The sequence below is a fragment of the Synechococcus sp. BL107 genome, assembly GCF_000153805.1.
In the GTDB taxonomy this organism is placed as follows: Bacteria; Cyanobacteriota; Cyanobacteriia; order PCC-6307; family Cyanobiaceae; genus Parasynechococcus.
Genome location: NZ_DS022298.1, coordinates 1,995,227 through 2,020,617, shown reverse-complemented (window position 1 = coordinate 2,020,617; position 25,391 = coordinate 1,995,227). Strand labels below are relative to the sequence as shown.

The 25,391-nt window shown below is 51.8% G+C and carries 24 protein-coding genes; 14 read left to right on the top strand and 10 right to left on the bottom strand.

Features of this window, described 5'->3' with window-relative positions; translation table 11 throughout:
* Positions 1-25: 25 nt before the first annotated feature.
* From BL107_RS10570 to BL107_RS10555, 4 genes are all read left to right on the top strand, one after another.
* Positions 26-541 carry a DUF1997 domain-containing protein gene (locus tag BL107_RS10570; protein ID WP_037988496.1) on the top strand — a complete coding sequence of 172 codons (516 nt, stop codon included), beginning with the start codon at positions 26-28 and terminating at the stop codon, positions 539-541.
* Positions 542-633: 92 nt separating this feature from the next.
* Positions 634-1,434: a hypothetical protein gene (locus BL107_RS10565; RefSeq protein WP_156779455.1), complete on the top strand. Its 801-nt coding sequence runs from the start codon at positions 634-636 to the stop codon at positions 1,432-1,434.
* 12 nt (positions 1,435-1,446) lie between these two features.
* The gene (locus BL107_RS10560) at positions 1,447-2,280 is read left to right on the top strand and encodes an ABC transporter permease (protein ID WP_009790340.1); all 834 of its coding nucleotides are present in this window, start codon (positions 1,447-1,449) and stop codon (positions 2,278-2,280) included.
* A gap of 50 nt (positions 2,281-2,330) precedes the next feature.
* Positions 2,331-3,542 carry a sugar ABC transporter gene (locus BL107_RS10555; RefSeq protein WP_037988495.1) on the top strand — a complete coding sequence of 404 codons (1,212 nt, stop codon included), beginning with the start codon at positions 2,331-2,333 and terminating at the stop codon, positions 3,540-3,542.
* A gap of 20 nt (positions 3,543-3,562) precedes the next feature.
* Here the strand turns inward: BL107_RS10555 and BL107_RS10550 are convergent, their stop codons facing one another.
* From BL107_RS10550 to dusB, 7 genes are all read right to left on the bottom strand, one after another.
* Positions 3,563-7,048: a rhamnan synthesis F family protein gene (locus BL107_RS10550; RefSeq protein WP_009790338.1), complete on the bottom strand. Its 3,486-nt coding sequence runs from the start codon at positions 7,046-7,048 to the stop codon at positions 3,563-3,565.
* 15 nt (positions 7,049-7,063) lie between these two features.
* Positions 7,064-8,191: a dTDP-glucose 4,6-dehydratase gene (gene rfbB / locus BL107_RS10545; protein WP_037988493.1), complete on the bottom strand. Its 1,128-nt coding sequence runs from the start codon at positions 8,189-8,191 to the stop codon at positions 7,064-7,066.
* Between the two features lie 58 nt (positions 8,192-8,249).
* Positions 8,250-9,134: a dTDP-4-dehydrorhamnose reductase gene (gene rfbD, locus BL107_RS10540; RefSeq protein WP_009790336.1), complete on the bottom strand. Its 885-nt coding sequence runs from the start codon at positions 9,132-9,134 to the stop codon at positions 8,250-8,252.
* Complete coding sequence (rfbC, locus tag BL107_RS10535; protein ID WP_009790335.1) at positions 9,131-9,721, bottom strand: dTDP-4-dehydrorhamnose 3,5-epimerase; 591 nt, start codon at positions 9,719-9,721, stop codon at positions 9,131-9,133. Before rfbC ends, rfbD begins: the two co-directional genes overlap by 4 nt.
* The gene (gene rfbA, locus BL107_RS10530; RefSeq protein WP_009790334.1) at positions 9,711-10,649 is read right to left on the bottom strand and encodes a glucose-1-phosphate thymidylyltransferase RfbA; all 939 of its coding nucleotides are present in this window, start codon (positions 10,647-10,649) and stop codon (positions 9,711-9,713) included. The genes rfbC and rfbA overlap by 11 nt, the downstream gene beginning before the upstream one ends.
* A gap of 145 nt (positions 10,650-10,794) precedes the next feature.
* A complete protein-coding gene (locus BL107_RS10525; protein ID WP_009790332.1) occupies positions 10,795-13,680 on the bottom strand; it encodes a rhamnan synthesis F family protein in 2,886 nt (961 codons plus the stop codon).
* 442 nt (positions 13,681-14,122) lie between these two features.
* Positions 14,123-15,139, bottom strand: coding sequence for a tRNA dihydrouridine synthase DusB (dusB, locus tag BL107_RS10520; RefSeq protein WP_009790331.1), 1,017 nt, complete (start codon positions 15,137-15,139; stop codon positions 14,123-14,125).
* Between the two features lie 75 nt (positions 15,140-15,214).
* Between dusB and BL107_RS10515 the strand changes: the two genes are divergently transcribed.
* From BL107_RS10515 to proC, 7 genes are all read left to right on the top strand, one after another.
* Positions 15,215-15,667: a DUF1823 family protein gene (locus tag BL107_RS10515; RefSeq protein ID WP_009790330.1), complete on the top strand. Its 453-nt coding sequence runs from the start codon at positions 15,215-15,217 to the stop codon at positions 15,665-15,667.
* Between the two features lie 69 nt (positions 15,668-15,736).
* Positions 15,737-17,104: a ribosome biogenesis GTPase Der gene (der, locus tag BL107_RS10510; protein WP_009790329.1), complete on the top strand. Its 1,368-nt coding sequence runs from the start codon at positions 15,737-15,739 to the stop codon at positions 17,102-17,104.
* A 3-nt stretch (positions 17,105-17,107) separates the two neighbouring features.
* Complete coding sequence (locus tag BL107_RS10505; protein ID WP_009790328.1) at positions 17,108-18,016, top strand: energy-coupling factor transporter transmembrane protein EcfT; 909 nt, start codon at positions 17,108-17,110, stop codon at positions 18,014-18,016.
* Between the two features lie 15 nt (positions 18,017-18,031).
* The gene (locus tag BL107_RS10500; RefSeq protein WP_006169733.1) at positions 18,032-18,298 is read left to right on the top strand and encodes a PipX family protein; all 267 of its coding nucleotides are present in this window, start codon (positions 18,032-18,034) and stop codon (positions 18,296-18,298) included.
* Positions 18,299-18,302: 4 nt separating this feature from the next.
* Positions 18,303-18,965, top strand: coding sequence for a YggS family pyridoxal phosphate-dependent enzyme (locus tag BL107_RS10495; protein ID WP_009790327.1), 663 nt, complete (start codon positions 18,303-18,305; stop codon positions 18,963-18,965).
* Positions 18,966-19,041: 76 nt separating this feature from the next.
* On the top strand, positions 19,042-19,608 hold the full coding sequence (locus tag BL107_RS10490) for a cell division protein SepF (protein ID WP_009790326.1): 567 nt from the start codon (positions 19,042-19,044) through the stop codon (positions 19,606-19,608).
* An 8-nt stretch (positions 19,609-19,616) separates the two neighbouring features.
* Positions 19,617-20,444, top strand: coding sequence for a pyrroline-5-carboxylate reductase (gene proC, locus BL107_RS10485; protein ID WP_009790325.1), 828 nt, complete (start codon positions 19,617-19,619; stop codon positions 20,442-20,444).
* A gap of 4 nt (positions 20,445-20,448) precedes the next feature.
* On the opposite strand, the gene cobI is transcribed toward proC, so the two are convergent.
* The gene (gene cobI / locus BL107_RS10480) at positions 20,449-21,243 is read right to left on the bottom strand and encodes a precorrin-2 C(20)-methyltransferase (RefSeq protein ID WP_009790324.1); all 795 of its coding nucleotides are present in this window, start codon (positions 21,241-21,243) and stop codon (positions 20,449-20,451) included.
* On the opposite strand from cobI, the gene BL107_RS10475 reads away from it, so the two are divergent.
* The 3 genes from BL107_RS10475 (at position 21,227) to BL107_RS10465 (ending at position 22,804) form a co-directional block, all read left to right on the top strand.
* Positions 21,227-21,787, top strand: coding sequence for an acireductone dioxygenase (locus tag BL107_RS10475; protein ID WP_037988491.1), 561 nt, complete (start codon positions 21,227-21,229; stop codon positions 21,785-21,787). The two genes, cobI and BL107_RS10475, sit on opposite strands and share 17 nt — an antisense overlap.
* Positions 21,787-22,206: a hypothetical protein gene (locus BL107_RS10470; protein WP_009790322.1), complete on the top strand. Its 420-nt coding sequence runs from the start codon at positions 21,787-21,789 to the stop codon at positions 22,204-22,206. Before BL107_RS10475 ends, BL107_RS10470 begins: the two co-directional genes overlap by 1 nt.
* 67 nt (positions 22,207-22,273) lie before the next feature.
* Complete coding sequence (locus BL107_RS10465; protein WP_009790321.1) at positions 22,274-22,804, top strand: isoprenylcysteine carboxylmethyltransferase family protein; 531 nt, start codon at positions 22,274-22,276, stop codon at positions 22,802-22,804.
* Here the strand turns inward: BL107_RS10465 and BL107_RS10460 are convergent.
* Both BL107_RS10460 and BL107_RS10455 read right to left on the bottom strand, forming a co-directional pair.
* Positions 22,801-23,976, bottom strand: a complete 1,176-nt coding sequence (locus BL107_RS10460) for a glycosyltransferase family 4 protein (protein ID WP_009790320.1) — start codon at positions 23,974-23,976, stop codon at positions 22,801-22,803. The genes BL107_RS10465 and BL107_RS10460 overlap by 4 nt on opposite strands.
* 32 nt (positions 23,977-24,008) lie before the next feature.
* Entirely contained in the window at positions 24,009-25,388 is a 1,380-nt protein-coding gene (locus tag BL107_RS10455; RefSeq protein WP_009790319.1) for an MFS transporter, read from the bottom strand.
* Positions 25,389-25,391: the final 3 nt, after the last annotated feature.

The following is a 25,391-nucleotide window of genomic DNA, read 5'->3' as shown; positions in this document are numbered from 1 at the left end:
ATTGCGTCCTGTCTGCTTCTGCCTGTTGAAGGTTTACCGCTCACATCGGCTTGATCTTGATTTTTCTGGAGGAACTGCGGCTCAACTCCAGGACTATCTCTCAGAACCATCTCGACCCCTCAAAGCACTGCTCAACCGCAAGAAAGTGCAAAAGGCAGAGGGAGGGCGTTTTCATTACGTCTCTAGGCCCTATTCGTTATTAATGTTCCGCATTCAGCCGGAAGTGATTTTTCGTGCACGTTGGATTGATACCAGTTTGCAAATTGAATTTGAAGATTGCACAGTACGGGGTCTTGGTAAACTCGACTCGTTAGTATTATTTTGTTGTAGCGCCAAGATTTTTCCTAGGGAAAGCAGTTTAGTGGCCGAAGCCAATTTAAGCCTGGAATTGAAATCAGAATCTGCAGCAGTTTGGATACCAAGAAGCGTTCTTCAATCGATGGGAGAGAAGGCGTTGCAACTGATCATTGAACGTCTTGAAAAACGCTGTCAAACTGGTTTATTGAAGGGAGCAAGGGGATGGATTCTTAAATATGGTTGAATGATTTATATAGTTTTATTTTCCTACTTTTGCTGGGGAGCCTGATAAGAGTCTGGTAAGATTAAATTGACGTAGAGCCGATTCACCAGGTGTTGAATTCTTCGAGTTCGGCTGAGCCGATTCTGGCATTCGATGAATTTGTGTTGAGGGCTGATAAGACTGATTCCAGTGTTGTGACCACCTCTCCTTGGGATTGGTGTCTTCATCCAGGAGAACAGCTCTCCGTGATGACCACAAATTCATTTTTGAGCTATCAATTGATGGCCACTCTTTCGGGTTTGGTCGAGCCTGTTTCTGGAGAGGTGGTCACGCAGAGCAATCTCAGCTGGCCTCTGGCGGGGCAGGGGGGACTGCATAGCAGTCTGACGATTAACAACGGCTTTGAGTTTTTATTAGACATTTATGGGGACACTCTTGAGAGGTCTCATGTTTCCTCAGGCGAATTTTTTGATGCACTGAAGTCTCAAGAAATTGATACATCTATACCCTTAAAGGAGTTGCCAAAAGATCAAAAGAATTTTTTCTTTGCTGCATTGTCGATACTTTTTTCGTTTGATATATGCGTTGCACCTCACTCGATCTATTTGTTGAACTTGATGTCAAAAGATGCGAAGCTCTTGCGATCTCTCCTTCATAAACAGCTCGACGGTGGACTATGTCTGATTACAGACTCAAGAAATAATCCATTTAAACGTCAGTTTTGCAATCGCGGAATGGTGCTTGGACCTTTAGGAGACGTGATCTTTGATGGCGACTTGGATGAAGCGATTGCTATTGGTAAGCAAAATGATATATTAGCGAAAAGAGCCGAGGCTGATGAAATTAAATTTGACTACGGCGAAAAACTAACTAATCTTAGTTCTACTTCAGAAGATCTTTTCAATGATTTTTGAGCTGGCAAATCTATGAATTACGTTAGGCGAGTTATTCAAGGTTTACGTCGTCAGTGGATCATCATTGATGCCGTCGCTACTTACGATCGAGATAGGCAAGCTTCTGGGAGTTCGTTGGGGTCTTGGGAAGCGTTAATAAATCCATTGCAGATGATGCTATTTTTTATTGTTATACGTGTTGGTTTTGGTTTTTTGAGAGGGTCTAGTAAATATGGAGCTGGTGGACCGACTGATATTTATTTTAATATCGTTGTTTTTATGATGCTGGGATTTTCCATAGCATTTTTATTCAGAAATGTTGCTCTTAAGTCTTTGTCTGGATTAAAGCTTAGAGCCCCTCTTTATTACTCAAGAATTAAGCCCCTGGATATTTTGCTAGCGCTTTCTTTGAACGATATGCGCGCTCTCGCGACATTGTCGGTAGGAATCCTTGGTATTGTTTACTATTTTACATGGAGTTTTCAGCTTGATAGTCCTGGCTTAGCGATTTGTGTTTACCTTCTCACTGTTTTGATGGCAGTGGGTTTTGGCTTGTGTGTTGTTTTCCTTGGGAAGCTGAATAAATGGATCGTTAGAATCATTAGAAGGATAATTCAAAGGGTCATCATTTTTACGTCGGGAATTTTCTTTGCCACATTTGAAATACCAGCGACTATGCGACCTTATATTACTTGGAATCCAATTCTTCATGGAGTTGAATTGCTTCGCTATTCGGTTAATAATGAATACCCAATCCCCGACATCTCATTGTCATATCTCATACTATGTTCTATACTAACCTTTAGCTTTTCATTAATTCTTTATAGGACTAATGAATCTCTGCTTTTGGAATCGAATGATGACTAGCTTTTTTCAGTTATTTTTCATTCCTAAGGCACCTTACTTTTTGTTATGTCATGACTGACCGCTCTTGTCTTTCACTAAAAAAATCTGCGGGGTCATCACTGGCTTCAGTCAAAAATTCCATCCTGATGGGGCTTTCTAGATTCGATAACTCATCGTCTGCTTGGCAGATTAGGTTGTCAACATTGCGAAAACCCCGAGTTTTCATTTCATTGTTTTTAGCCTCATCGGCTTTTTATTGTTTTGTTATTGGTCGAGATCGTTATACGTCTGTTTCTGAGTTTGTTATTCAACAGGCTCTCCCTCCTCAAGCAGGATCTGCATCGGTTTTAGCAGGTAGCGTGGCAGCTCCTCAGGTCCTATCAGGTTTAGTTGATGGTCAATATTTACAAGTTTACTTAGCTTCTCCAGAGGTTAAGAATCGACTATATCCTGATCCAACAGTCTTGGAAAAAAAGTATGAGCCCTCATTTCCAGATATTTTTTCAGGTCTACCCAGTGGAAGTTCTTTACCCAGTCAGCTCAGCTTTTATCGAAATCAGCTCCAAGTCTCTCCGCAGCCATTAAGTGGTTCGGTGATTCTTACGACAGTAGGTTTCAAGCCTGAACAAGCACTGACCCTGAATAAATCTCTAATCGGTCAAGCTCGTCGTTTTGTGAATGAGGTCAATCAAGCAATCAATGCTGATCAAAACCTTTTTGCTCAAAAAGAAGTGGAACTTGCTGAAAAGCAAATCAAGAAAGCTACTCAGGAATTAGAAGTTTTTCAGGAAAAATTTGGGCAACTTAGCGTTATATCTGAGCAAGAAGCTGTTGGTTCATTCATTGCAAGTTTAGAAGGCAGACTTGTTGAACTTAAGGTGGAGGAGGCGAGTTTACGTCGGCAATACCAAGATCCTAATGCCCCTGAAGTTTCGTACGTTGCAGACCAAGCGCGTGAGCTTGAGAAACAAATCAGCAAGGAAAGACGAAAGGCGGTTGATGATGGTAGCCGTGATTTAAACAGTCTCGCTATCCAGGAATCAGGTCTTAACGCTGATGTGTTGTTCGCTTCAGAAGCTTTGAAGGCTGCTCGCATAGCAGCAGACAATAGCCGTCGTGAAAGTCAACGCCAACAGAAATTTGTGGTGATGCTGAGTGAACCACAAATTTCCGTAGCTCCTGATCAAAATTGGCGTTGGCAAGCTTTTCTTGGTTCCGTCGGAATTATCGTTGTTGTCTGGGGCATTGGTGGCTTCATCCTCGCAGCTATGAAAAAAGCCTGATTAATCTTCCTTTGTCGGGCTTAGGGTCGGATGCATCCGATGCCTTTCCCGGCCAAGTAGTAACCACAGGCGCGAGCAAAATGAAGCTTTCGACGGGCACTTAGTTGATCCACTGTGATCTCAGGAAAAAGTTTTTGGGCCTTTTCGTCATTCACGCAGCTGGTTTCTATCATTGCCCTAACTTCTTTTTTGCTTGAAGGGAGACGCTCTTTGAGATGTTGCTTATAAAAATGCCACTCCGTATTGGATCTGATGAGTGTTTCTCGGAAATTATATTCATGAGAATGTCTCACAACCGCTGTAGAAGCATAGGCTTTTTTAAATCCATGGCGCAATATTTCAATAGCCCAGAGTTGATCTTCTCCATAAACGACCTCTGGGATTGGTACTTGTTCCCATACTGTTTTCCTTAGGCATGAGTTGTTGTCGGAATAAAAACGCTCGTGATTACTGATTTGTGCATCAGGTATTTGCCGGCTTTCGTCTAATTCAATGGGTTTTCGATGACTGCGGAAAATCCATCGATTGAAATGTTGGTCCAGATCATACGTCGTTAATGGGCTATGTCCCTCATGGGCAATGTGGCATCCAAAAACACCTGCAACTTTCCCGTCTGCCTGGAGAGGTGCAATGAGATTCATTAGCCACATTTGATTAGCCGGCATTGCATCTTGGGTGATAAATGCAACAAATTCTCCGCGAGCCAGATTTACGCCCAGGTTGCGTGTGCGTCCATGACCGAATTCGCTCTTGGAAATCCGATGGATTCGGATTCGATCGTCTTTTGGTAGGTGGTTGATACATCCATCAGATGAGGAACTATCAATAATGAGAATTTCAAATTCAGCATCAAGATCTTGCTGAAGACATCTCTCCACAACGCGGCTGAGCAGATCACCTCCGTTGTAAACAGGGATCACGATGGTGACGAGTGGTTTGGAATGACGTGAGGTTTGCCACTGATTGGATGCTGCGGCAGCTTCGAATTGAGTACGGATATAGTCTTCAACGATGGTATTTGATTGATCCCAAGTCAAAAATTTTGTTGCCGATAGACCTGCGGCTGTGACCTGTTCTCGCAGAAGATCATCATTAAGAAGTTGGCTCAATGATAAAGCTAGTGCATCAGGGTTGGGTTGAGCCAGGACAGCTGTTTGAGGGGTGTATGAAAGTCGTGTATGGGTGGCATCAATATCAACAACTGGTAAACCACAAGCCATCATTTCGTTAGGAACAAGTGAGTAATTCGTTCCAGACAAAACCAGACCCACTGTGCAACTTTGATAGAGAGTTGATAACGATTCAGCATTCAGAATTCCCGCATGTGTAATCTTTACTGGGATGCCAAGATCTGGTAAGTCGTCTTCCCCAAAGGTGATAATTTCAAAGCTATCTCCCAAGTCAAAGAGTGCTCGTAATGCTAAAAGTCCCAATTGATATAAGCGACGAGGTGTGCTGCGGCGAACATAAAAAGCGATAGTATTTTTAGATCTTTTGATCTCTTTTGATTGATAATATGTACTGGTATCGACAGCCAAGGGGAATGAGATGGCAGGATTTCCCTGTTCGATCATCATATTTTTAAGCCAAGGACTGGCGCAAATGCATGCAAACTCGTGCTTGGCCGAGTAGGTTTGTTCCGTTAAGACCGTTGATGTTCCTTTTGCGAAGAAAAAGGGTTCATAGTCTTGTACAAAATAAAACCGCTTGGTGAATTTTCTCATGCCAAGTACTGGATATGCGCTCATTCGATCAGTTGCAATCACAACATCACCGCTGACTCTTTCAAGATCTTCATTGGTATTTCCAAGCATGTAAACTTGGTCGGTCTTTAGTTTAATAAAGTACTGATTAATGATTCTTTTATGCAGAGAACTTATGCGACTTGGCTTCTCCCCCTTCAATTCTGAGTGAACCCATATTGTGCAATCATGACCACAATTTTCTAGATAATTGATCGTTCTAAAAATTGTCATATGTCCCCCGAGTCCAGGAGTGAAATTAGGAATCACCCAATGAATACGAAGCTTGTTGGGGGACATATTGGGCCGATTTTTCCAGTTAGGATCTAATCGCTTTTCTTTGAATTGTATAACTTTTTCGAACCCATTAATCTGTAATTTATTTCTTCCTTCAATGACTTGCTTGTCGGATTGGTGTTGTTTTGAGTTCGCGTAGCCACAGTAGCTTGTGATAATTCTTTTATGGAACTTTTCTGTACAGCATAGACCAATTAATCGTTCAATGCTGTGAGCTAATGTGCCATCAATTTGCCCGCCTTCGTTATCAAAATCATGGAACCCAAGATTCCAATCAAGAATCGGCTGTAAAATATATGATTTACACCAGAACATCGTGCCTGTCGGGAATAAAAATTTACTGTCGCGATCAATGTGTTTAAGGTTTAATTTGTCGAGCAAAGGTTTGGCTTTATCATAATTTCCGTCTTCATGACCCCAGCATGAATCATGCTTAATCCCTAAGCTTAATGCATAATTCTCGACCGGATAAATAATGGCCGTTTCGTTATTCATGAGTTCAAATATATTTGTATAAAACACATCTTTGCTGCCGATAAGATTATCCAAGCAGTGCTCAAACCACCCACTTAATGCGTCGCTGTGAGGGCTTTTCTTGGAATGAAGTTTTAGAATGAAATCATATTTGAGTATCTCTTCCCGAAAGCCCACAACGAACGGTGCAACGTCTCGCCCAGTATTTGAAAAGGATTTAACCTGCACATGTTCAGAATTATCCAATCGTCTAAAAGTCTTGGCTAGCTCGTCGACTTCTTTTTCAGTTGTTGATATATAGATGTCAATTTTTACAGGTATTTTCGCAAGGTAGTCCGCAATCGTTTTGGCAAGTTCAGGGTAAAATATATGTAAAAATACGCCGAATTTTTTTTGTTCGATCGCTTGAGTTAGTTTTTGAGGATGAGGAGATGAGACTTTTTTGATGTTTGCCGTCTTTCTCATGAAATGGATATCATCCATCGAGAATCGGCCTTCTTGGATCCCAAACTTAAAGAAGTGGATTATGGGATTGAGCCCACTTTCTTTAATGTCCGGGTATTTGCTGAAGTAATTATTGGTGTCGAATAGGGGGCTGGGGTCTATTCCTATTTTCCATCCTTCTATGCAGTAGTGCTGAAGGCAATCTCCAATATTCTTGATTTTTTCTGAATCTTCTTTTGACAGCTGATTTTTATAAAACTCGATGTCAAATACATAGGCGTAATGTGCTAGTTCTCGTATGGCGCTACGCTCTTTTTTTCGGACTTTATTGGCATCGATTTTTTGGATATATGTTTGCAGTTCAGGTGTGATTCTTTGACGTCGATTGTTTAAAATTTTGGGAGGTTGATTCGATGTGCGTTTTAGTTGTTTTCGAATAAAACCTGGAATAATGCTATGGCTACTGAGTCTGCGGGCTGTTGATCTTAGTAGCTTGCGCCCCGAAGGTATGAATAACTTGAATTCATTTTTTTTGGATGACTTGGCCATACTCTTTGAATCAAATCAATTCTTTTTTGCCTGATTGATGCCAAGTCTCCCGCCGTCATAACCAGCTTTTTCACGAACTGTTTGGCACCAATCTTGATGGGATAAATACCAGGAGACAGTTTCAGCCAAGCCTTCCTCGACGTTGTGGCGGGGTTGCCAACCCAGCTCAGTACTGATTCGTGAAGGGTCAATGGCATAACGTCGATCGTGCCCTGGGCGATCGGTGACGCGTTGAATCAGCTTGGCATGGGGCGCTGACTCTGGTCGTTCTTGATCCAGTTGGTGGCAGATCGCACTGACCACCTCTTGATTGGTTTTTTCACCATGGCCACCAACGCAGTAGCTCCTGCCAGCTGTTCCTTGACAGGCTGCTAGGAGTAATGCATCCACATGGTCTTCAACATAAAGCCAGTCCCGGATGTTTAATCCATCTCCATAAAGTGGAATGGAATCGCCAGCGGCTGCTTTTAGAGCGACCACAGGAATTAACTTTTCTGGGAATTGCCAAGGTCCATAGTTATTGGAGCAGTTGGTGAGAACGACGGGAAGTCCGAATGTGTGGTGCCACGCCTGCACCAAATGGTCGCTTGCTGCTTTGCTTGCTGAGTACGGACTGCGAGGGTCGTAAGGCGTTGTCTCTGAAAATCGTCCTTCACGACCAAGGGAGCCAAACACTTCATCTGTGCTGATGTGGTGCAACCTGAATTGCTCGCGACGCTCAGTCGCAAGTTGTTCAAAATGCGATCGCACAGCCTGCAGAAGGTTGTATGTGCCGGTCACATTGCTTTCGATAAATACACCAGGTCCAGAGATTGAGCGATCCACATGGCTTTCCGCGGCCAAGTGCATCACAAGGTCTGGATCGGCGATTTCCACCGCTTGTTGAACGGCTTCCGCATCACAGAGGTCAATTGGTAGTAATTGATGACGATCTTGATGCTCAACGCCGAGTTCGTTAATAACTTCTTCGATCGAGGTCAGGTCGCTGGCATACCCCATCTTGTCGAGGTTGAACACGATCGCGTTGCTTTCTCGTAGTAGCCGTCGGACAACGGCCCCACCAATGAAGCCTCCACCGCCGGTTACCAGAACTCTGCGGCGATTGCCCAGCAGGTCAGCGGCGGAAGGCATTGACGAAACCATTGGTCAGGAATTGGGGTCGGTCTTTGTTTGAGGCTTGGGCCTTGAACTCAGTTGAGCTTCATGGGGTTTTGGCCTGCTGTAACACAGCCTTTAGGGCTTGCTGCCAGTGTTCGCCGTCGAGCTCCAGGGCTGATCTGGTGCTCGTGCAATCCAGAAGGGAATAGGACGGGCGCTCTGCCGGGGTTGGGTAGTCCGATGTTGTGATTGGTTGAACCTTTGCGGGTGTATCGATGAGCCCTAATTCGGCCCCGATCTGACCAACCGCAACCGCTACGTCATACCAGCTGGCGGCTCCGTTATCACTCCAGTGCATAACAGCCGGCATGTCGCGTTCACCAGCGATCTGAAGGGTTCGCCAACAGGCCCGAGCCAGGTTCAGCGTGCTGGTGGGACAGCCCACCTGATCCGCCACAACGCCTAATTGATCCCGTTCGCGGTGGAGGCGAAGCATGGTGAGGGCGAAGTTCTTGCCGACGGGTCCGATCACCCAGCTGGTCCGCAGGATCAGTCCCCGTCCTCCTGCTCCGAAAACGCTTTGGATCGCCTCTTCTCCAGCCGCTTTGCTGGCGCCATAAACGCCGAGAGGGTTGCGGGTCTGCTCGGGTTGATAGGGCGTTCCCTGGGTTCCGTTGAAGACAAAATCGGTGCTCACCTGTAAGAGCCGGCCCCCCTGTCGTTCGAGTTCCTGCGCAAAGGCTTCAGGTGCACCGCCATTCACGGCGTGGGCTAGCTCGGGTTCCGACTCGGCCTTGTCCACGGCTGTGTAAGCGCCGGCGTTCAGCACCCAATCCGGCTGGTGTTGTTGCACCGCCGAACGGCAGGCCTCCGCATCGGCAAGGTTTAGCTCCTGACGGGTTGTGGAGATGAGTTCAACTGCCTCTGGCTTTGCATCTTGTAGTGCCTGGCCCAGTTGTCCGCCGGCGCCGGTGAGCAAAATCTTCATGGGAACAAATCTCCCGAGGTCTTTGCCGACAAAAAGTCCGGGGCTTCTGCGTCTTTGGGCGAGAGGCTGATGGTGTTGCCGTTTAATTCGCCTTGTGGCCAATCAATGGCCAACGTTGGATCGTCCCATCGAAGCGCACGTTCACAAGCTTTATTCCAAAAACCACGCGCTTTGTATTGCACTTCTGCCACGGCACTCAAGGTGAGGAAACCATGGGCAAAACCCTCTGGAATCCAAAGCTGTGCTTTGTTTTCAGCACTGAGCTCAGCGCCGATCCAGGCCCCGCAGGTTGGGGAACTACTTCGGATGTCGACGGCGACGTCGAAAATGGCTCCGAGAGTGGCACGGACAACTTTCGCCTGAGGCTCCGGTGCGAGCTGATAGTGCAGTCCTCTCAGTACTCCTTGGATCGAGCGGGAGTGGTTGTCTTGAGAAAAAACCACGGTTTCGCCTACAGCGTTGTCGAACGAACGTCGGCTCCAGCTTTCGTAGAACCAGCCTCGGTTGTCGCCAAAGCATTTTGGTGTCATCAGTAGTGGACCCTCCATGGTTTGACCATTGGGGGTCTTGAGTTGTTCAAACTGCATTTGGCTCCTCCAGGCTGGTTTGCAGAGCAGCATGGTCGCTCAAACCTTCTTCGAGCATCTGAAGGAGATAGGTTCCGTAGCCGCTTTTTTTCAGCGGTTGCGCGAGCCGATTGAGCTGCTCGTTATCAATCCAGCCCTGCCTCCAGGCCACCTCTTCGGGACAGCCCACCTTCAAGCCTTGTCGATGTTCGAGGGTGCGGATGTAGCTGGCTGCGTCATTGAGCGAGTCGCATGTTCCCGTATCAAGCCAGGCCATTCCTCGTCCCATCAATTCAACCCGAAGCTGTTCTTCGTTCAGGTACATGGCATTGAGGTCGGTGATCTCAAGTTCTCCGCGGGGGGAGGGCTGCACTTGCCGGGCACGCTCCACCACGGTTTGGTCGTAGAAATAAAGCCCCGTAACTGCGTATCGACTTTTTGGATGTTTGGGTTTTTCCTCCAGGCTTAAGACATTGCCTTGGGCATCAAATTCAGCGACTCCATAGCGCTCTGGATCGCTAACGGGATAAGCAAAAACCGTGGCTCCCTTCTCTTGTTCACTGCTGTTCATCAGTTGGGGAATGAGGTCGTGCCCGTGAAAGAGGTTGTCACCTAAAACAAGGGCGGCCGGTGCACCATCGAGGAAGTCGGCTCCGATCAGAAAAGCTTGTGCCAGCCCGTCTGGACTGGCTTGGGTGGCGTACTGGATCCCCATGCCCCAGGCCGAACCATCTCCAAGGAGTCGTTCGAACGCGTCGCGATCATGGGGGGTCGTAATAATCAGAACCTCCCTGATCCCCGCCAGCATCAAGGTGCTGAGGGGGTAATAAATCATTGGTTTGTCGTAGACCGGCAGCAGTTGTTTGCTCACTGCTTGGGTAATGGGATGTAAGCGAGTGCCGCTGCCACCGGCCAGGATGATTCCCTTGCGTTTTGGTGCCGTTCCCATCCCGCTGTTGCCAGTCCCAAACTCGGCTTATTACAGCATGGGAGATCTTTCAATCCCTTGAGAACGGTGCTCGAGTGATGGGTTTTGCCTAACCCTGATTCCCTCATTGGCGTGCTTGTCCGCCTCAGGAGATTCAGGATTCCGGCTATTGGAGTTGGGAGAGGATTTGAGCGGCCAAGATGGGATTCCGCTCAGAGATCACCTGCTCCCAGGCATAAATATCTTGGTTAGTAGGATTGTCTCTCAGAAGTGAAACTTTCAAAAAAGGAAAATTCTTTGTTTCAATCAATTCTCGCCAAGCTGTATGCAAAATATTTCCGTTGGCATTTTGTGTATAGAGGCTTTCGGTTTTGAATCCGGATTGTTGCAGGAGAACTGGTAGACCAACCTCATATTTTTTGATCAGATCACGCTTGCGAGGCCATGACTTTAGTTGATCCCAAAAATTTTGAAATGCTTCGCTTTGAATGACGGGTTGTTGAAAAGCTAGGAAAGCAGATTGAAGGTGTGGCGTATACATTTGATCGTCGGTAAGGCCAATGATGTCGGCATCACTAGATTTTATTCGTTCAAATAGGTCGTCTAGGGGGGTGATTGGCCCCCAAAAACTATCATTTGTAAGAATGAGTTGTTGGATATGTTTTAGGTCTTTTTTCAGCCAGCGTAGGGCTGCCATCCAGCTGCCAAAGTCATATCCTTCATTGCGGCGAATTAAAATACCGCGGCAGGATTGTTTGAGCCTTCGCATGGTTCTCCAGTGCCATCGGAGGCCTGGCGAGGCCGAGACCAATACGACATCTCCAAATTTGGCGTAACTCTCCAAAAGATTGAGAAGATCTGGGCGTAAGCGATTGGATGGATCAAAATGGGCCATCACAATCAAAGGCTTGTTGTTGTTTGGTTGCCAGCCCCGTTGTTTCCATTGACTGATCTGCTGAGTCTTCACGGGGCCAGACGAATGGGGTGCGGGATCTTCAGCTTGGAAGCGGTTGCTATGGGGATGGAGGCGTTGGCTAAATAGTGGATCTCCGGTTTGAAAGAGCTCTGCATGTTTGTGCCGGAAGTAACCCGACTCGCGTTGATGTCGAGCTAGTGCTTCTCCCGATTGATCTTTGCCACGACTGACCGACTCGTGGTGAATAATTTCAACAAATGGCGTCACAACAACAGAGCCTTCCAGTTGGCGTAATCGCAGGCATAGGTCTACATCGTTGAAAACCACCGCGAGTTGTTCATCGAACCCACCAATTTGATCAAAATCAGCGCTTCGCAGCAGCAAGCAGGCAGCAGTGGCTGCCATCCACTCTTCCTGCACTCCCAAGGGAGTGAACATATCAATGACGCTAGGTTCGCAGAGGTGTTTGCCGGGTTCCAAGACGCAGCGTCGTTCCCCTTTGATGAGTACGACCCCGTGATGTTGGATGCTGTTGCTGGGGTACCGCAGGCGAGCACCAACGGCCACGGTGTGGCGAATGGCAAATGGATCAAGCAGCTTTTGAAGAATATTGTTAGAGCGAACTTCGATATCGTTATTGAGAAGTAAGAGGTGTGTTCCCTTGCAGTAAGGGCGCGCATAATTATGAATCTGCGCATAATTAAAATCGCAATCTATGCGTACTACGGTTGTATCTATCTGAATCTGTTGTTCATTCAGCCAGGCCAGCGTCTCTGGTTCTGTGCTGCCGTTATCGATCAAAATCAATTCAAAGGGAATCGTTCCAGCACAACGGCGAATCGATTCCACGCAAACTTTGGTGAGTGACGCGCTATCGCGAAAGGGAATCAGGATTGAAACAAGTGTGTTCTTTGGAGGAGTCCAATGCACTTGATGGCATCCGGCCCATCGGGGATGGGCCGTAATGGACCCGCCAGTTATCAGGAAATGAGCTCCATGTTCTCGAGTGATGTTGAGGGCTTCCTGGCATTGCGGAGCACTGAAAACTAGACGATCTCGGGGGGATGCCACATCGGGAATGGTGGGGTTTGTTGTGATATTTCGGCTCAATAAAGCTTGTGATAAGTGCTCATATCTTTGGCCTTGTGCACCGACTTGTAGGCTTAAATCCAGGATCAGGTTGTGCAGGCATAACCGTTGCTTCGGGAGCTCTAATTGGAGCAACCGGCTTAGTCGAATGGTTAAAAGACCACCGATGCAACCCCGGGTGAGCATGCGCCAAGGCAGGGCGGATACGCGGTTTTGACGGTTGCCAGGGGGTTGTGCCGGATCGGAACTCCACTGCAATGTTTCATCGGAGCTGAATAACTCAGCGTTAGGTGAAGCTTCGGCGGCTCGACTCAGCAGCTGTGGTGCTTCTGGTGCCAAGTGGTCAGTGCCATGGCAAAAGCTCACGAGGGCGTTGTTGGAGGAAGGCAGTGCCGACCAAACCGAGCTGAGCTCGTCGAGTTGCCCATGAATGATCTGGCTCCATCCAACGGTGCTGGTTTTGTTTGCTGTGTTGTTGGCTGGACGAGCTCCCGGATTTAAAACCACCAGCACCATTGGCAATGGATTTTGAGCTGGAGTCGCGGTTTGAACGGCCGTATCCGCTTCCGGTTGGTAACGGTCGAGATCTTTTCCGAGAGCCCGTCCATGGCGGAACCGTTCCCTGCCGAGGGTGGCTAGGTGTTCCAGGGCAGATAAGTGCCGACGTTGAAGTTCTTTTTTGGCGGCAGGACGGAGACCATCGAGATAGGCCTGCAAATGGATGGGAGGTAGATCCGTATAAAGGCATGCCTCTCCACGGATGATCTGGGTGAGTCGCCCAGATCTCACAAGCGTTGTTGCGCACATGAGATCTGGATGGGCTTGAAGCAGGGCTTTTTCATCAATCCCGCTATCTCGTGGTGACCAGTTCTGGGGGTTCACCAGTAGGGGAATCGGGATGAGCCGAGGATCGAGGCAAGCTTCGGGTAAGTCTGGATTGCGCACCGCCAAGCTGGCCTGTAAGCCTTCCAGTCCAAAGCCCCGCTCAACGACCTGCCGTAGAGCCTGAGTCAGTGACCGCTTGGAAGGTTTTGCGATGGGCACCATTCGCCTGGGGCAGCCCCTAGTCAAACCGACCAACGCCTGGTTAGAAACCGTGCGTTGGTTTCCCGCATAAATTCAAAAAAGGAAGCACTACCAGAGATTGGTCACAACATTTTGGGTAGTTGGAACGACTCCCTTGGGGATAGCCCTGACCAGGGGAAGAATGCGCAGTTGTTGAGCACAAAGTATCATCAAAATATGCAAATCTAACCTAAATATCTAATCGTAATGTCCGTCTGGCTTATGTACCTAGCCAGGTGGTTGTTGTGCCTCAGAGTATGTATGGAGTTGTGGTTCGTGCTGGCTGAACTTTTATTTAATTTCTTTGTTTTTGTATTGTGTAAGCCCGATTTGAATTCGAAGTAGTGAGTTCAAAGTGATTGTGATTGGTTATCATTGTAGGATTGTTATTGAATAGTCTTCCGGATTTGATGTCTTGTTATGCTCAAAGCTGTTCTAAATCGTTGATGGCCTTGTCGAGTAGTTGGTAGGCATCATTTGGAGTCGGTGCGCGCATTAAGGCATGGCGGAGTTGTGATGCCCCTGGAAACCCAGTGCATGTCCAGCTCATGTGTTTTCGTGCGATGAGGAGGCCATGGGATCCTCTGGATGACACTAAATCGTGCAACTGTTCTTTGGCTAAGTGAAGTCTGGCGCCACTATCTGGAGTCGCAGGAATGGGGCGATTCATAAATGCGGCTTCAATTTGTCCCACGAGCCAGGGTGACCCCATGGTTCCCCGACCCACCATCACGCCATCGGCTCCAGTGACGTCTAAGCACTGAAGGGCATCCGTGGGGCTGTTGATATCTCCATTGGCAATCACGGGAATCGTTAAGGCTTGTTTGACCGCCGCAATGGCATTCCAATCGGCTTGGCCCTTGAACCCCTGTTCCCGTGTTCGTCCGTGCAGCGTCAACATTTGGGCGCCAGCATTTTGAAGTTGTCGGCACCAAGTAATCGGGTCCGAATTGCTCCCACACCAACCCAGGCGAGTTTTGACGGTGACCGGAATCGATACCGCTTCAACGACAGCCTCCAGGATCTGAGTGGCGAGATCCGGGTCACGGATGAGCCCTGAGCCACCACCTTTTTTCGCGATTTTGCGGACGGGACAGCCCATATTGATGTCGACTAAAAATGCACCGGCCTGCTCTGCGCGCCGGGCTGCATCGGCCATCGCTTGAGGACGGTGATCGAAAAGTTGAACCGCGATTGGGCCGTCCTCTGACAGGAGGTCGTCCATCTTTCCGTAACCGTGGCCGAGCTCCAGGCTTGTGGCATTCACCATTTCAGTGAACAGCAAGGAATCCCGAGACCATCGCCGCACCAAGCCCCGAAAAATCTTGTCGGTCACACCAGCTAAGGGCGATTGCAGTACCCGCGAATGAAGCTGACGGCCGGTGCCGTTGCCAGATAGATGAATGGGGGTTTGCAGGCCATGGTTCAGAGCTTTCAACATCAATGGAGCCTGGTTAAGTGTGTTTTTTTCAGGGCTTGGGGATGATGAAGAACACTCCGCTCCGTTTCGTCAGCCATGGGTGATCTTTGGCCTGTGAGTCGCGCACTACTGCAACAGATTCTTGAGGATCGTTGCACCGATCGTTTCGTCTGTGAATGCATCTGGGCCCGGCTGGGATATCTCCCCGAGGGTGATCAATGGCATGCCGGTCCCTCCACATCCAAGGATTGGTCTGATGCTTTTCCACTTGGCCCTGAATTGATTGCTCAGCGCCCAGCCTCTGTTCGTTTAACCCGCTCTATTCCCAAGCCTCTCAAACAGCTTTTAAAAGAACAGCTGGGTTTTGCTGGATACAAAATCGGTGGGTTGTACCCCCGTCGCACCCGCCGCGCTACTGCGGTGAGTTGGTTGCTGGCATGGCTCGCCGAGCGGGGGGAGCCTTTGCCGGATCTTGGTCCTTTGGCCCAGGAGATGCCGGTCCCCAGTGATCCCGTAAAAGGGCATCCGGGAGATCTCCCGATTTCATGAGATCAAAACCGCTGCAGAATCAAGATTCGATGGGTCTGTAGGGTCGAAGATTGATCTCTATCAAGCTCCTTGGCGCGTCCTGTCGTCGCAATCATTGGACGCCCCAACGTTGGCAAGTCCACCCTGGTGAACAGGCTCTGCCGAAGTCGTGAGGCGATCGTGCACGACCAGCCTGGGGTGACGAGGGATCGCACCTATCAAGACGGTTACTGGGGTGATCGTGAGTTCAAGGTGGTGGACACGGGTGGGTTGGTGTTTGACGACGACAGCGAATTCCTTCCTGAGATTCGTGAGCAAGCTGCATTGGCCTTGGATGAGGCCAGCGTCGCCTTGGTGATTGTTGATGGCAAACAAGGACTCACCGCGGCGGATGAATCCATTGCGGAATTTTTGCGACAGCAGCGCTGCCCCACATTATTGGCGGTGAACAAATGCGAGTCCGTCGAGCAGGGACTCGCGATGGCAGCTGAATTTTGGTCGCTGGGACTTGGGGAGCCTTATCCCATTTCAGCGATTCATGGAGCAGGCACCGCTGAGGTCTTGGATAAGGTCCTCACTTTTTTGCCACCCAAGGATCAGGAAGGTGATGAAGAAGAGCCGATTCAGATGTCAATTATTGGACGCCCGAACGTTGGCAAATCCAGCCTTCTAAATGCCATTTGTGGGGAGCAGCGCGCCATTGTGAGCCCGATCCGAGGCACAACGCGCGACACCATTGATACCAATATTGTTCGGGAAAATCGCCCCTGGCGGCTTGTGGATACGGCGGGAATCCGTCGCCGTCGCAGTGTTAATTATGGCCCTGAATATTTTGGAATTAATCGAAGTTTTAAGGCGATTGAACGCAGTGATGTTTGTGTATTGGTGATTGATGCCCTCGATGGGGTCACGGAACAAGATCAGCGTTTGGCCGGACGGATCGAGGAAGACGGTCGCGCTTGTGTTGTTGTGGTGAATAAGTGGGATGCCGTGGAAAAAGACAGCCACACCATGTCCGCGACGGAAAAAGAGTTGAGGGCCAAGCTTTATTTTCTCGATTGGGCTCCGATGCTGTTCACCTCGGCCCTCACTGGACAACGGGTGGAGAGCATCTTTGCTCTGGCTGCCTTGGCGGTGGAGCAGCATCGCCGTCGTGTCACCACGTCTGTGGTGAATGAGGTGCTGAAAGAGGCCTTGAGTTGGCGCTCACCACCGACCACCCGCGGCGGCAGGCAGGGAAAGCTGTATTACGGCACGCAGGTGGCCAGTCGGCCTCCGAGCTTCACCTTGTTCGTGAACGATCCAAAATTATTCGGAGACACCTACCGCCGTTATGTGGAACGGCACATTCGCGAAGGCCTTGGCTTTGACGGAACACCGTTGAAGTTGTTTTGGCGAGGTAAGCAGCAACGCGATGCTGAAAAAGAGTTGGCCCGTCAACAGAACCGCCGGGGTTGAGCAATGGACTGGTTGCGTCAGATCCCGATGGGGCAGTACGTCGATGGCTCTGAAGGTTGGCTTCGGCGTCTAGACCCCCGTCTGAAGCTGGCGTGGTCCCTCGTTTTCCTGTTGACGCCAGTCTTGGCCGGTCCTTGGTGGCGCATTGGCTTAGTGCTGAGTTTGTTCGTGATCACAGCCCTAAGCGGTTTGCCCCGCAAGCTCTGGTGGCGATCACTGCTGGTGCTGGTGCTGTTGGCCTTTGCCGTGGGTTCGCTGTCGATGCTGCTCCCTGCGGTGGATCCTCCAGCGGTGTTCTCCCTTCGCAACCCTTTGGAGCTACCCGATGCTGCGACCGATGGGCCCAGCTGGGATTTGATCAGGTTTGGACCGCTGCAATGGGGCAACTTCAGTCTGGGTCCGCTTGTGGTGGATCGCGCTTCAGCTCAGCTGGGGTTACGCACCTCGACTTTGGTTTTCACCGTGATCCATAGCGTCAACCTGGTGCTGATCACTACCACCCCAGAGGATCTTGTGTGGGGGCTGAGTTGGTATCTCAGGCCTTTTGCAGTCTTTGGCCTCCCGGTTGAGAAGCTGGGATTTCAGTTGTTGTTGGCGCTGCGCTTTTTGCCACTCGTTCAGGAGGAGCTTCAAAACCTGCTTCGTTCGATGGCAAGCCGAGCCGTGAATTTGCGCACCTTGGGCTTCAAGGCGGGCTTTGGGATTGTGCTTGCTGTGGGCGAACGCCTTCTTGCCAATATTTTGTTGCGGGCGGAACAAGGTGCTGATGCCTTGGTGGCCAGAGGTGGGCGGATTTTGGGTCCATCGCGGTTTCGGTTGCCAGCAGAGAGGCCTGCGCCCCTTCTCAATGCCCTCGCTCTTATGGGCCTGCTATTGGTAATGGGTCTGCGTGGTCAGTACGGTGCTCTTTAACTTGGCTTTGTAGCGATGGCTTCCGAGCGCTACCTCAACCATCCCACATTTGGGATGCTCTATCGGGTCGCTCCGGCGGGTGAAGGACGTGATGTGTACGCCACGTTGTACGCCCAGCGCATGTTCTTTCTGGTCACACTGCAACCGCGTGGTGCTCAGTTCGAGGTGGTCCCCTATGGAGATGCCCGCCATCACGCCGAGGTGAACATCAGCCGATGTCGGCGGGATGGCTCGGACGATTTGGTGAGTTGGCGCCAACTCTTTGATCAAACCTTCATCTGATCCATTGACCGATTTTCTGGCTGAAAGCTGGACCACAGTGACGGCGGAGCTGCCCCCGAGGGCCCGTTTGTTGGCGGTGAGTAAAGGGCACCCTGCCGCATCGATTCGTGCTGTTGCTTCATTGGGTCAACAAGCCTTTGGTGAAAGTCGGTTGCAGGAGGCTGTTGAAAAGCAGGCCTTGCTCTCGGATTTAAAACTGCAGTGGCATTTCATCGGTCGCTTGCAACGCAACAAGGTGCGTGGCGTTGTGAAAGCGTTTTCTGTGATCCATTCGGTGGATTCCCTCGCTCTGGCAGAGCGGGTGTCGCGGATTGCAGTTGAGGAGGGGTGCTGTCCTGATGTGTTGCTGCAGGTGAAGTTCCGCGAGGATCCAACGAAGGGGGGGATGGAGCCGTCCGAGCTGCTGTCGGCTTGGCCCCAGTTGTGTGCACTGCCATCCTTGCGGCTCATGGGGTTGATGACCATGGCTCCACTCGGCCTGGAGGGAGAGGAGCGTCAAAGCTTGTTTGTTGAGTGCCGATCCCTGGCCGATCAACTGGGATTGCCGGACTGCTCCATGGGAATGTCAGGGGATTGGACAGAGGCGGTTGCGGCCGGGAGTACGTGGTTGCGGTTGGGATCTGCCGTGTTTGGCCAACGGGATGTGCCAAAACCTGGTGCGGGCTGACTTGCCCGGTCGCGGCTGAAACGGTATCCAGGTACATGGTTGTTCAACCAAGTTTCAGCCCGAGAGGATTTTTAAGGTGTCGCTGATCTCCCGCCTTCGTGCCGTTGTCGCTGGTGACGACTATCTCGATGGTGAACTCGATGATTTCGCCTACGACGATGAGCAACAGGATCAGGACCAACGTGCCATGCAGGCCGATGGTGGGGCGTTAGCCACCCTCGGTGACAGCAACCCCTTCGACCTGGGTGGAGATCTGCCAGGATCCAATGTGATTGGCATGCCAGGGATCAGCACCGCTGCGGCAGAAGTGAACCTGATGGAGCCCCGCAGCTTCGATGAGATGCCCCGGGCGATTCAAGCGCTGCGTGAGCGCAAGACGGTGATCCTGAATCTCACCATGATGGAACCCGACCAAGCTCAGCGGGCGGTTGATTTTGTGGCAGGTGGCACATTTGCCATTGATGGCCATCAAGAACGCGTTGGTGAGAGCATTTTTCTGTTTGCTCCGAGCTGCGTCACGGTGACCAATGCGACTCAGGACGAAACGTCTTCTCCCACGGTTGTAAGCCGAGAGATTGATGTGGCAGAGCCGTCGGAATCCGCTTCAGCCCCCTCTCCCGCCTGGGGCGCCGCAGCTCTCTGAGTTCTTCTGTGCCGACGAACAACATCCAGCCTGCATTTGGAGTGATTGGCCTGGGTCGTATGGCCCAGGCTCTTGTTGTTCCACTTCTGGCCAAGGGCCAACTCGATCCAAACCAGCTCTTGGCTGTGGTGGGGTCAGAGACGACGGCATCGTTGCGTCGTACTGAGCTGCCTGAAGGCGTCCATGTTGTAGCTGCAGCGGATTCACTTGCGGTCGATGTTTGGAGGGCGCCATTGCAGCTCCTGGCTGTGAAGCCCCAGCAGCTTGATGTGGTGGCGCAAGCCAGTGCATCCGTGCAGGACCAGCCCCTGTTGATTTCTGTTCTGGCAGGTGTACCCCTCGATCGATTGCAACGGTTGTTCCCGGGGCATCGCTGTGTGCGGGCTGTGCCGAATACACCCGCGTTGGTGGGAGCTGGCTTGACAGCTCTGGCTTGGGGAGATGGGGTCAATGCGGAGCAGCGTCTCCGAGTTCATGACTTGTTTGCCGATGTCGGGGAAGTTCTGGAACTTCCCGAGTCCAAGCTTGATGCTTTTCTTGCGCTCACCTCATCCGGCCCAGCCTTCATTGCCTTGGTGGCAGAAGCCATGGCTGATGGGGCTGTGTTGGCGGGTTTGCCGCGGGATTTAGCCCAGCGGTTAGCCCATCGAACGCTGGCGGGAACGGCGGCACTCCTGGATCAACGGGCGTTGCATCCCGGCGAACTCAAAGACATGGTGGCTTCCCCTGGTGGCACCACCATCGCTGGCCTTCGACAGTTGGAGCAAGCAGGCTTGCGCTCTGCCTTGATCGAGGCGGTGATGGCGGCAGCGGAGCGCAGCCGTCAACTGGGCTGATGGCTCAAGGGAGGACGTCAGGCCAAGCCTGACGAATCAACAGCAGGGAAAAGTAAGGCCGCTGGCTTGGAGCCACAGTGTCTGCCGGTTGGATCTGCTGGTCCGGCCATCCCACCTTTTCGGCGAACAGAGCTTTCCCAAGCAACTTGCGTTCATCCAGTAAGGGTTGGACCCACTCCCAGCGATGGCCCAATTTGAGAAGGGCCAAGACACGCCCCCTCTCCTTCGCCTCGTCCAGCTCGGTCGTGAATTCAGTAGGACTTTCTGGACAAGGCCTCACCAGAAGTTGATCTTGCTGGAGGGCCAGTGGCCAAAGACCAGCTGCCGCCGCCGCTGAAATCGACGAGATGCCGGGAATCACATTGCAGGGGCAGTGGGGCCATTGTTGTTGCAAGGCCATCAGCACGTAGCTGCACGTGGCAAATAGGGAGGCATCGCCTTCGCAGAGCAGAGCAATGTGTTTCCCTTCGGTGACAAGCTTTTGCAGGGTGTCGGCCGCGGCGTGCCACGCCGCTCGCCTGGGTTCAGCCCCATCCACCATCGGAAAGAGAAGGGGCAGACACGTGTGGTCGTCGCGGATCCACTGGGCGGCGATGCGTGCGGCCATGCTTTGCGCTGCTGGACGAGCCACGGGGTAAGCGATCACATCGCTGGTTTCGATGGCATGCACTGCGGCCAGCGTTAACAGGGACGGATTGCCGGGGCCGACCCCCACAAGCGTCAGCGTCCCTGGGTACTTGGGATCGATGATGGTCAGTAGTGGAATGCCCGGGAGCCAGGCGATGAGTCGTCTCAGCATCTTTCCAGATGGATCGACGTCGATGGATCAGAGCTCGCCAACACCGCTATTGGTGACGGAAACTCCCGCTGAGATTCAGGCTGAACTCGCCCAGCGTGGGATCGGGTTCGAGCAATGGCCTGCGCTGCAGGAGTTGCCCCTTGAAGCCGATCAGGCGCTGATTCTGAATGCCTACGCCAACGAGATTGCCCGAGTGAAGCGGCACGGCGGCTACGCCACTGTTGATGCGATTCGGATGACCCCCGATCACCCCGAGCGAGTTGCCTTGCGCACCAAATTTCTCGCGGAACACACCCATGCAGAAGATGAGGTGCGATTTTTTGTGGAAGGACGTGGGTTGTTTTGTCTGCATCTCGGTGCTGAGGTGCTGCTCACCCTGTGTGAACGGGGGGATTTGATCCGGGTTCCGGCTGGTACGAAGCATTGGTTTGATATGGGAAGCCAGCCAGCGTTCTGTGCAGTTCGCTGGTTCAACAACACGGTGGGTTGGGTGGCAACATTTACCGGGAATAAAATCTCAGAACGCTTCCCCAAACTCGATTGATGGAGAAGGGTTTCAAAGTTTGGAGGCTCCGTTCTGTCGTGCCTGTGGGATTGATCACTGCTGGATTGATTACTGCTTCGGCTGTGATTGGGTTGCCTGGCCGGACGGAGCAAAACGCCTTGTCTCCGGCGGTGCAGCGTCGTGTTGCGACGGTGATTTTGGCGCAACGAATCCGTGCTTACGCCGCGATGGCCCAAGCCCATAGCCTTTGCCTCGTGCAGAAGGGATCGTTGCGTCCGCCTCAGGCTGTTCAAGCTCTCAAGATCACTCTCCAGGATTTGGGGATTGATCCGGCCGTTTTGACGAACCCTCTGGTGGAGGCGGTGAGTCCCCGGTTCCAAGCGCTGCTCGATGCGGATTGCAGCCTGGATCCACAGCATGAAGAAGCGGCGCACGCCTTGCTTCGTCATGAGCTCTAAATCGAGCCAAGGTGGTCTTGATCGTGGGGTTGATGCGTAATCTCCGCTCAGGGGTGGATGCGTTCCGATGTTTTCCGGTTGGGGTTTGAGTTGGGCCGGTTGGTTGGACAATCGCCGTGGCGAATGGTGGCTGGCGGCTCAGTTGGTCTTAATTACCGCCCATCTTTTGCCCGTTTGGCCTGCTCCAGCGTTTTGGGGACTCGTGAGTTGGCCACGCCTGTTGTTTGGTTTTGGTCTTTTTCTGTTGGCCTTGGGTCTGATTCGGGCGGTTCAGTCCTTGCTCTCGCTTGGCGCAAGCCTGTCGCCCCTACCGGTGCCAAAGCAGCACAATCAGCTGATTCGCACTGGGGTGTATAGCCATTGCCGACATCCGATGTATCAGGCGGTTTTGCTGTGTTCCCTCGGGGTGGTTGTAGCCACAGGCAGCCTTGTCCATCTCGGGTTGTTTCTTGCCTTGGCGCTGGTGTTACGCGGTAAGGCGCGGTTTGAAGAGTTGGGTTTGCGCCAGCTGCATCCCGACTATGTCGCCTATGCCGCCGCAACCCCAGCGATTGTTAAACATTGGCCAGGGTTGGACTGGAGTGCAATTAATGACTAGGCGGCGACCCTGAAGTCGTCGAGTAAATCGCGATACAGCTTTTCAATCGCATCAATGTTGGTGCCGATCGTGTAGCGCTCGAGGGCCCTTTCGCGGGCCCGCCGGCCGAGTTCCGCGGTCAGTACGGGCTGGTCTCGAAGCACCGGCAGCAACGTACGGAGTTGGGTGGTCACCCCCTGGGTACTCATCACAATTCCGGCGCCTCCCGCCAAGACTTCTCCATCGGCACCAGCATCGGTGGCGACGCATGCCGTTCCCGTGGCCATCGCTTCGAGTAGGGCGAGGGATAAACCTTCGACGAGGCTTGGCAAGAGAAACACCTCAGCGCACTGCAGTAGGGCGATCCGTGTGTCCAGATCGGGCTCGTAACCCCACCAGAGAATCTGTGGATCACTGAATTGGTTCTGCAGGTTGCTAGTGAGTGGTCCGTCACCAACCACCACCAAGCGACAGCCCTCGGGCGAGACCAAGCGCCACGCCCGCAGCAGTGCTTCAACGTTTTTCTCGGTGACGAGTCGTCCCATATAGAGAAAAATTCGCTCGCCTCCGAGCCGTTGACGCACGTTTTTTTGCAACAGCGCATTCGCGCTCGGACCGGCAGGAGACCAACGAGCGGTGTCGACACCGTTGGGAATAACGGAGAGAGTCTTTGCCGGGACTCCGAGCTTGATCAGGATGTCAGCCTGAAGTTTCGAGAACACGATCACCCTGTCGTAACGAGCGAGGAAGGGTGCATAGAGCTGGTACGAGAGCTGTTGCGTGCCGGCTGACAGGTTGCGTAACCCAGCATCGGCATCAAAGGCGGGATGGAAGGTTGCCACCAAAGGAACCCCCAATTGCTGACACAGCTCAGGGAGACGAAAGTCAAGGGGGGACAACGTGAGACTGGCGTGGACCAGATCGGGTTTGATCCGCTCAAGAGAGTCCCGAAGTTCCCGTTGTGCGCCGAGGGAGGGGATTGTGTACACCTGGGATTTCACCAAGTACGGCAGGCTCACATCTGGATCATTTCCCAGCAAAGACGCTGTACCCCGCTCAGGACTGAGTGGGGTGTCGAAATGGATGAAATGAGTTTGATGGCCGCGTTGGCGGAGCGCCTCAGTGGTGCTCAGCCCGTAGGAGACGTTCCCGCAAAAGGGCGACTTCTTTCCAAGCCATGCAATTTGCACCAACCGGGATGATCCTCCTCAGGTGACAGCAAAAGTTAGCAGCGTTGCCATGGCTTCTCGAGTAACGCCGCGATGAGGGCCAGTCCGGCAAGAAGCAACAACACTGGTTTTAAGCCAAAACTGCTCACGAGGGTGCCCGCCAGCACTAAGGGAAGACTTAAGGCGATGTTGATCAAATTGTTCTGCAACCCGAAAACGCGGCCGCGCTCGGCCTCGGGGGTTTCTTCCTGAATGGTGGTTTGGGCAGGGATGGCCACCAGGGCGGCTCCAATGCCCAAGATCCCGCAGAGGGTCAAGGTGAAGATCAGGGATCCACGCAGTTGGCTCAGGAGCACAAGCGTGAACGTGATCGTGCCAAGACCTGAGGCTGTGAGGCGGCGTCGGCTGAACTGATGTCCCATTTGCGCAATCACGATGGCACCGATGGCCATGCCCACTCCGCTCATGGCAAGGAGCGCGCCGAAACCAGACGGCCCGAGACTGGCGATCAGGGCGGCGAGTTGCAGCGCGAGTACGTAAAGGGCTGCGAGCAGGCTGTAAAGAAGCACCAAGTGCAGCATCGCTCCACGGACGGAGGGCACCTGACGCAACACTTGTAGCCCCTCACCAATCTCGACCCAAACCGACGTTTTTGGAGGTGGCTTCGGTGCCTCTCGCAAGGACAACCGCGCCAGGCTCAGAGCTGCAAGGCCGTAGCAAAGCGGAAGCAGAACAAATTCACCGCCATCAATACCAGCGAAGGCGAAAAGATGATGCAGTGCCCGGAGAATTGGTTCCCCCAGGGCGAATCCCAGGATCGTTGCCCCCATGCTTGTGGCTTGATACAGGGAATTGGCTGCCAGGAGGTGTTGGTTCGGCACCAAGACAGGAATCGCCGCTTGCTCGGAGGGTGCAAAGAACTGGGTGAGGATCGATTCAAGAAACGTCATCCCCACCAAACCCCAGTATCCCCATGGCAGCCCAAGCCACTGGGGACCAGGAAGAAGAAACAGGGGTGCGAACACCACCAGGAGAGCTCGCAGCGCATTCGATGCCACCATCACTCGCCGTTTGGGCCAACGGTCGGCCCAAACGCCCGCCAGGGTTCCAAGAACCATGGCGGGAATGGTATTGGCAACAAAAATGCCTGTGGCCAACAGGGTGATCACTTTGGTTCGGGTGCTGATATCCAATCCGTAATCGGAGGCCATATCTGCCAGCACCCCGGTTCCACCACCCATCACCAGCAGGTGTTGATCGATCAAAAAGACCATCAACACGATGTAAAACTTGTCCGCCAGTTGGGAAAAAATTTGACCCAGCCAAAGCTTGCGGAAATCGCCCAATGCCATCACGGCCTGGATACCGCGCTTGCCTTCCGGGTTGCTGCCGGTGGGCAGGGCGGGTTCTGGGGTGGACAGGCTTGGGCCGCTCAAGGA

Excerpts from the sequence above, each read along its gene's own strand:
- rfbB (WP_037988493.1), bottom strand. The coding sequence starts at position 8,191 with ATGGTTTCGTCAATGCCTTCCGCCGCTGACCTGCTGGGCAATCGCCGC.
- rfbD (WP_009790336.1), bottom strand. The coding sequence starts at position 9,134 with ATGAAGATTTTGCTCACCGGCGCCGGCGGACAACTGGGCCAGGCACTA.
- dusB (WP_009790331.1), bottom strand. The coding sequence starts at position 15,139 with ATGTTGAAAGCTCTGAACCATGGCCTGCAAACCCCCATTCATCTATCT.
- BL107_RS10515 (WP_009790330.1), top strand. The coding sequence starts at position 15,215 with ATGGGTGATCTTTGGCCTGTGAGTCGCGCACTACTGCAACAGATTCTT.
- BL107_RS10470 (WP_009790322.1), top strand. The coding sequence starts at position 21,787 with ATGGAGAAGGGTTTCAAAGTTTGGAGGCTCCGTTCTGTCGTGCCTGTG.
- BL107_RS10505 (WP_009790328.1), top strand. The coding sequence starts at position 17,108 with ATGGACTGGTTGCGTCAGATCCCGATGGGGCAGTACGTCGATGGCTCT.
- BL107_RS10560 (WP_009790340.1), top strand. The coding sequence starts at position 1,447 with ATGAATTACGTTAGGCGAGTTATTCAAGGTTTACGTCGTCAGTGGATC.
- BL107_RS10475 (WP_037988491.1), top strand. The coding sequence starts at position 21,227 with ATGAGTCGTCTCAGCATCTTTCCAGATGGATCGACGTCGATGGATCAG.
- BL107_RS10525 (WP_009790332.1), bottom strand. The coding sequence starts at position 13,680 with ATGGTGCCCATCGCAAAACCTTCCAAGCGGTCACTGACTCAGGCTCTA.
- BL107_RS10465 (WP_009790321.1), top strand. The coding sequence starts at position 22,274 with ATGTTTTCCGGTTGGGGTTTGAGTTGGGCCGGTTGGTTGGACAATCGC.
- rfbC (WP_009790335.1), bottom strand. The coding sequence starts at position 9,721 with ATGCAGTTTGAACAACTCAAGACCCCCAATGGTCAAACCATGGAGGGT.
- cobI (WP_009790324.1), bottom strand. The coding sequence starts at position 21,243 with ATGCTGAGACGACTCATCGCCTGGCTCCCGGGCATTCCACTACTGACC.
- rfbA (WP_009790334.1), bottom strand. The coding sequence starts at position 10,649 with ATGGGAACGGCACCAAAACGCAAGGGAATCATCCTGGCCGGTGGCAGC.
- BL107_RS10500 (WP_006169733.1), top strand. The coding sequence starts at position 18,032 with ATGGCTTCCGAGCGCTACCTCAACCATCCCACATTTGGGATGCTCTAT.
- BL107_RS10555 (WP_037988495.1), top strand. The coding sequence starts at position 2,331 with ATGACTGACCGCTCTTGTCTTTCACTAAAAAAATCTGCGGGGTCATCA.
- BL107_RS10550 (WP_009790338.1), bottom strand. The coding sequence starts at position 7,048 with ATGGCCAAGTCATCCAAAAAAAATGAATTCAAGTTATTCATACCTTCG.